The 5,047-nt window shown below is 49.7% G+C and carries 5 protein-coding genes; 1 reads left to right on the top strand and 4 read right to left on the bottom strand.

The features are described 5' to 3' along the window. Positions 1-189: 189 nt before the first annotated feature. Positions 190-720 (top strand): HD domain-containing protein, encoded by a 531-nt coding sequence (locus A6395_RS13820; RefSeq protein ID WP_070327633.1) that lies wholly within the window; start codon positions 190-192, stop codon positions 718-720. A 76-nt stretch (positions 721-796) separates the two neighbouring features. On the opposite strand, the gene A6395_RS13815 is transcribed toward A6395_RS13820, so the two are convergent. Genes A6395_RS13815 through opp3b form a run of 4 tightly spaced genes read right to left on the bottom strand, consistent with a single transcriptional unit; the run spans position 797 to position 4,795 of the window. Next, complete coding sequence (locus A6395_RS13815; RefSeq protein WP_071399492.1) at positions 797-1,747, bottom strand: ABC transporter ATP-binding protein; 951 nt, start codon at positions 1,745-1,747, stop codon at positions 797-799. Then, positions 1,747-2,820, bottom strand: coding sequence for an ABC transporter ATP-binding protein (locus A6395_RS13810; RefSeq protein WP_071399491.1), 1,074 nt, complete (start codon positions 2,818-2,820; stop codon positions 1,747-1,749). The genes A6395_RS13815 and A6395_RS13810 overlap by 1 nt, the downstream gene beginning before the upstream one ends. A gap of 23 nt (positions 2,821-2,843) precedes the next feature. After that, the gene (gene opp3C, locus A6395_RS13805; protein WP_071399490.1) at positions 2,844-3,869 is read right to left on the bottom strand and encodes an oligopeptide ABC transporter permease; all 1,026 of its coding nucleotides are present in this window, start codon (positions 3,867-3,869) and stop codon (positions 2,844-2,846) included. After that, positions 3,869-4,795 (bottom strand): oligopeptide ABC transporter permease, encoded by a 927-nt coding sequence (opp3b, locus tag A6395_RS13800; RefSeq protein ID WP_071399489.1) that lies wholly within the window; start codon positions 4,793-4,795, stop codon positions 3,869-3,871. Before opp3b ends, opp3C begins: the two co-directional genes overlap by 1 nt. Positions 4,796-5,047: the final 252 nt, after the last annotated feature.

Raw genomic sequence — 5,047 nt, 5'->3', positions numbered from 1 at the left:
AACCATTACTGTATCTGAAAATCTTAAAGTTGCACTAATCTATAGTTGAATTATAGCACATCCTATTGAAAAATGTTGAACAATCTCGTAAAAAATCATGATTTCACACGTTCCAAATTTGCATTTACTTATCCATTCCCGTATAGTTAATAGAAATAATCTTTGAAATCACCAAGGAGGAGAGCACGAATGAGAATCACGTTAGAAACGATCATGCAGCATCACGTCACCCAGAAATACTTGACACGATCTGGATTAAAACATGCCGTTGACGTTTGTGAACGCGCTCTCGAATTGGCGACACGACGAGGGCTCGACACCGATCTAGCAACGAAGGCTGCACTGCTCCACGACATCGGTCATTACGAATGGTACACCGAGGGTAAGTGGAACTACGACTTGTATCGCCAAAACGATATCCACGCCATCAAAGGCGCGGAACGCGCACATAAACTGTTGATCCGGCTCGGAGAAGATCCGGCTCGGGCCAAGGAAATTTCCGTCATGATCTTGCTTCATACGGATTCTTACCTTCCGCCTAACCGCATCCAACGGACCCCGCTTCAACAACTCGTCCATGATGCCGATACGTTCGTCGAACAGCCGGGCGGCCTCCACCATTACGAGACGATGGAGATTGAAGACGCGCTCGCTCGCGTCCGTTTGATCGATGCCGTCGTCGAGCGGCTCTCGAACTTGCCGCGCATCTCAAACGCCTAACACCGTCCGGGTCTCCCACGGTGTTTTCGTTTGAGCAAAAAAGCCCCGAATCCAATTGGATTCGGGGCTTTTCATATTAGACGAGCTGAGCTTTATACGCCTCATATTCTGCGTCTGTGAGCGAAACATAGTGACCTGGTTCGACTTCGCGAAGCGCAGGGATACTCGAATCTTCATCCGACCGTCCGACAGCACCAAGTGAGCCAGACTCATAGACGATCCGTTTACGTGTCCGTTCGTGTTCTGGATCCGGAAGCGGGATCGCAGACAAGAGCGATTTCGTATAAGCGTGAATCGGGTTCTCGTACAGGCGCTCTGCCGGCGCAAGCTCGACGAGGTGGCCTTGATACATAACGCCGATCCGGTCCGAGATATACTTGACCATCGACAAATCGTGGGCGATGAACAAGTACGTGAGATCACGATCACGTTGCAACTCTTTCATCAAGTTGACGACTTGAGCTTGGATCGACACGTCGAGTGCTGAGATCGGCTCATCGGCGATGATGAATTCCGGTTCAACAGCGAGCGCTCGGGCAATCCCGATCCGCTGACGCTGTCCGCCTGAGAATTCATGCGGGTAACGGCTCGCGTGCTCTTTCGTGAGACCGACTGTCTCGAGAAGGTCGTACACACGGTTCATCCGGTCTTCATTCGTCTTGGCAAGGCTGTGGATATCGATGCCTTCAGCGATGATGTCAGCGACTGTCATACGCGGGTTGAGCGATGCATACGGATCTTGGAAGATCATCTGCATAGCCCGGTTGAATTTCAACTTTTCAGCCTTATTCTTTTTCCCGTGGACGTTCTCACCTTTGAAAAGAACATCACCATCGGTTGCATCGTAAAGGCCGATGATCGTACGGCCTGTCGTCGATTTACCACAACCCGACTCTCCAACGAGGCCGAGCACTTCACCTTTGTAAATATCGAACGAGATGCCGTCGACCGCTTTGACGACGCGGCCTCGGCCAATGTTAAAGTGCTGCTTCAGGTCTCGTACTTCTAGTAATTTCTCACGTTCCATTATTCAGCACCACCTTTCAAAATCGATTTCGCGAACGCGCTGTCAGGACGATACTTGAGCGCGAGCTCACGAATCGCTCTCGGCGGCGTCACTTGCGGTGCTTGTGGGTGCAAGAGCCAGCTCGCTGCATAGTGTGTATCACTAATTTGGAACATCGGCGGTTCTTTTTCAAAATCAATCTTCATCGCATACGGATTACGCGGTGCGAACGCGTCGCCTTTCGGCGGGTCAAGCAAGTTAGGCGGTGTGCCCGGAATGGCCGGGAGCGCTTCGTTCGGATCGTCGGTCGGACGCGGCATCGACCCGAGCAGTCCCCAAGCGTACGGGTGACGCGGCTCATAGAAGATCTCATCGACCGTTCCTCTTTCGACGATTTTACCGGCGTACATGACGGCGACACGGTCAGCCATGTTCGCGACGACACCAAGGTCGTGTGTGATGAAGATGATAGCCGTACCCGTTTTTTGCTGAATGTCTTTCAACAATTCTAAAATTTGAGCTTGGATCGTTACATCAAGTGCTGTCGTCGGCTCATCGGCAATCAATACTTTTGGGTTACATGCGAGCGCGATCGCGATGACGATCCGTTGACGCATACCACCTGAAAGTTGGTGCGGATATTGCTTAAGACGTGCCTCTGGGTTCGGGATCCCGACGAGCGTGAGCAATTCGAGCGTACGCTTCTTCGCATCTTCCCCCGTCAATCCTTGGTGTTGCTTCAATCCTTCGGCAATCTGTTTGAAGATTGTCATCGTCGGGTTGAGTGACGTCATCGGATCTTGGAAGATCATCGCGATGTCACGTCCCCGTATTTTCAACATTTCTTTTTCTGACAACTTCGCCAAGTCTTTTCCTTCGAACAAAATTTCTCCGTTCGTAATCTCACCTGGCGGGTTCGGAATGAGACGCATGATCGCTTTCGATGTGACGGATTTACCAGAACCCGATTCACCAACGATTGCGAGCGTCTCGCCTTTTTTCAAATCAAACGATACGTTGCGGACGGCTTGTACCGTTCCGGCATACGTATGGAACGAGACCGCTAAGTCTCGGACAGATAAAATCGTTTCCATGCACGAGTCCCCCTCTGTTTAAATTATTTACGCATTTTCGGGTCGAACGCATCACGCAAGCCATCGGCGAGCAAGTTGAAGCTGACCATGAGCAAAACGATGATGATTGACGGGATGACGAGCAAGTACGGGAACGTCCGTAGCTCTTTGTATCCGTCGTTGATCAACGTACCAAGTGACGCTTGTGGCGGTTGAAGTCCGATCCCGATGAAGCTGAGGAACGCCTCGAAGAAGATGGCAGATGGAATCGTGAACATGAGTGTGATAATGATCGCACCGAGCGTGTTCGGGATCAAGTGTTTGAAAATCAAACGGTTACTTGAGGCACCGAGCGTACGGGCAGCCAACACAAACTCTTGGTTTTTCAGTTTCAAAATCTGACCGCGGACGAGTCGACTCATCCCGATCCAGCCGGTGATGGCCATCGCCAAGATAATGGTGAAGACCCCTGGGTCAAAGATCAAGATGAACAAGATGATCAAGATCAAGTTAGGAACACCAGTCAAAATTTCGACGATCCGTTGCATGATGTTGTCAATGCGGCCACCGAAGTAAGCCGAGACGCCGCCGTATGCGACACCGATGACCGTATCGATGATTGCGGCCATCAAACCGATGAAGAGCGAGATCCGAGTCCCTTCCCAAACACGCGACCAAAGATCACGGCCAAGGTAATCGGTTCCGAACCAGAAATTCTCTTCGACGTTTTTCTGTTCATAGAAGTTGATGTCACGCCCACCTAGGTTGGCCATGCCGTCAAATCCGGCCCACTCAAGTCCTGTGACTTTAGGCGGTAGTTTAGCTTGCGAGATATTTTGTTCATAAGCGTCACGGCCTGAAAGCATCGGACCGAACAACGCGAGCAATACGAGAATCAAAATAATAGACAGCGAGACGATGGCCGCTTTGTTTTTCTTGAGACGAAGCCATGCATCTTGCCAAAAGTTCAAACTTTTTCCGGCAATTCGTTCACCGAGCTGTTCGTTCATCTCGACACGTTGGAACATGTCTTGGTCGAACTGCTCGAAATCTTTTTTATTTTCAATCATCAATTATCCCCCCCAAGACGAATACGTGGGTCAACGACTCCGTAGAGCAAGTCAACAAGTAAAATAATTACAATGAACAGAGCCGAGAAGAAGAGCGTCGTGCCCATGATGACCGAATAGTCGTTCAACGTAATCGACGTTACGAACAATTCACCAAGTCCCGGAACAGCAAAGATTTTCTCGATAACGAACGTACCTGTGAGTAGCGCAGCAGTCATCGGTCCAAGGATTGTGATCGCCGGAATCATCGCGTTACGCACCATATGTTTCCACACGATTGCATTCCCGGTTAATCCTTTCGCTTTCGCGAGCGTGACGTAGTCTTGCCCGGTCACTTCTAGCATTTCGGTCCGTACGAAACGGGCGATCGATGCGGTGACCCCTAGCGACAACGAGATGGTCGGAAGGATTGTATGTGCCGGCGAGTCCCAGAACGCGACAGGCAATACGCCCCATTTTACTCCAACGTAGTATTGAAGGAGGGCCGCAAAGACGAACGACGGGACAGAGATCCCGATTACCGACACGAACATTGAACCATAATCGATGTACGTGTTATGGCGAATCGCTGCAACGATCCCGAGCAATAGTCCGGCTAACGTACCAAGCACTAGTGCCTGAATACCTAACTGGGCCGATGGTCCGATTCGTTCCATGATCAACTCCGTCACTGGCCGGTTGGCCGTACGGAACGATACGCCGAGGTCGCCTTGGACAAGGTTACCTAAGTAAGTCGCGTAACGAACTGGAAGCGGATCATTGAGTCCGTAACGATCGTTCAAGATCTGAATTTGCGTGTCCGTTAATTTTTCCTGGTTCTGATACGGCGAACCTGGAAGCAGGTCCATCAGGAAAAATGTGAACGTCGCAATCAAGAAGAACGTGATGAGGCCGTAAACCAGCCGCTGAAGAATATAACGTCCCATAATAAAAACCCCCTATTTTTCTAATTGTGTCTATGCTTGCACCAACAGCGTCACTATGACATATTTCCCTTTTCTTGAATTCACAAAATGAAAGGAATTTTCTGAAAGAATAGGTCAAACGTCATCTCAAGGCTCTTAGCACAGCATATGAAAATCAAAAAACCCTCAGTTTCTGAAGTATTCTGAATTTTCACTGTTACTCCATTATACTTTACCAACAAAACATTTGAATAGTATTTTCTCTCAATTCGA

It is taken from the genome of Exiguobacterium sp. SH31 (genome assembly GCF_001816105.1).
Classification (GTDB): Bacteria; Bacillota; Bacilli; order Exiguobacteriales; family Exiguobacteriaceae; genus Exiguobacterium; species Exiguobacterium aurantiacum_A.
Note: the sequence above shows the minus strand (reverse complement) of the source record. Positions and strands in the feature narration are given on the sequence as shown.

What these genes read in the sequence shown, in the direction of transcription:
- A6395_RS13820 (WP_070327633.1), top strand. Translation starts at nt 190, where the DNA reads ATGAGAATCACGTTAGAAACGATCATGCAGCATCACGTCACCCAGAAA.
- A6395_RS13815 (WP_071399492.1), bottom strand. Translation starts at nt 1,747, where the DNA reads ATGGAACGTGAGAAATTACTAGAAGTACGAGACCTGAAGCAGCACTTT.
- opp3b (WP_071399489.1), bottom strand. Translation starts at nt 4,795, where the DNA reads ATGGGACGTTATATTCTTCAGCGGCTGGTTTACGGCCTCATCACGTTC.
- opp3C (WP_071399490.1), bottom strand. Translation starts at nt 3,869, where the DNA reads ATGATTGAAAATAAAAAAGATTTCGAGCAGTTCGACCAAGACATGTTC.
- A6395_RS13810 (WP_071399491.1), bottom strand. Translation starts at nt 2,820, where the DNA reads ATGGAAACGATTTTATCTGTCCGAGACTTAGCGGTCTCGTTCCATACG.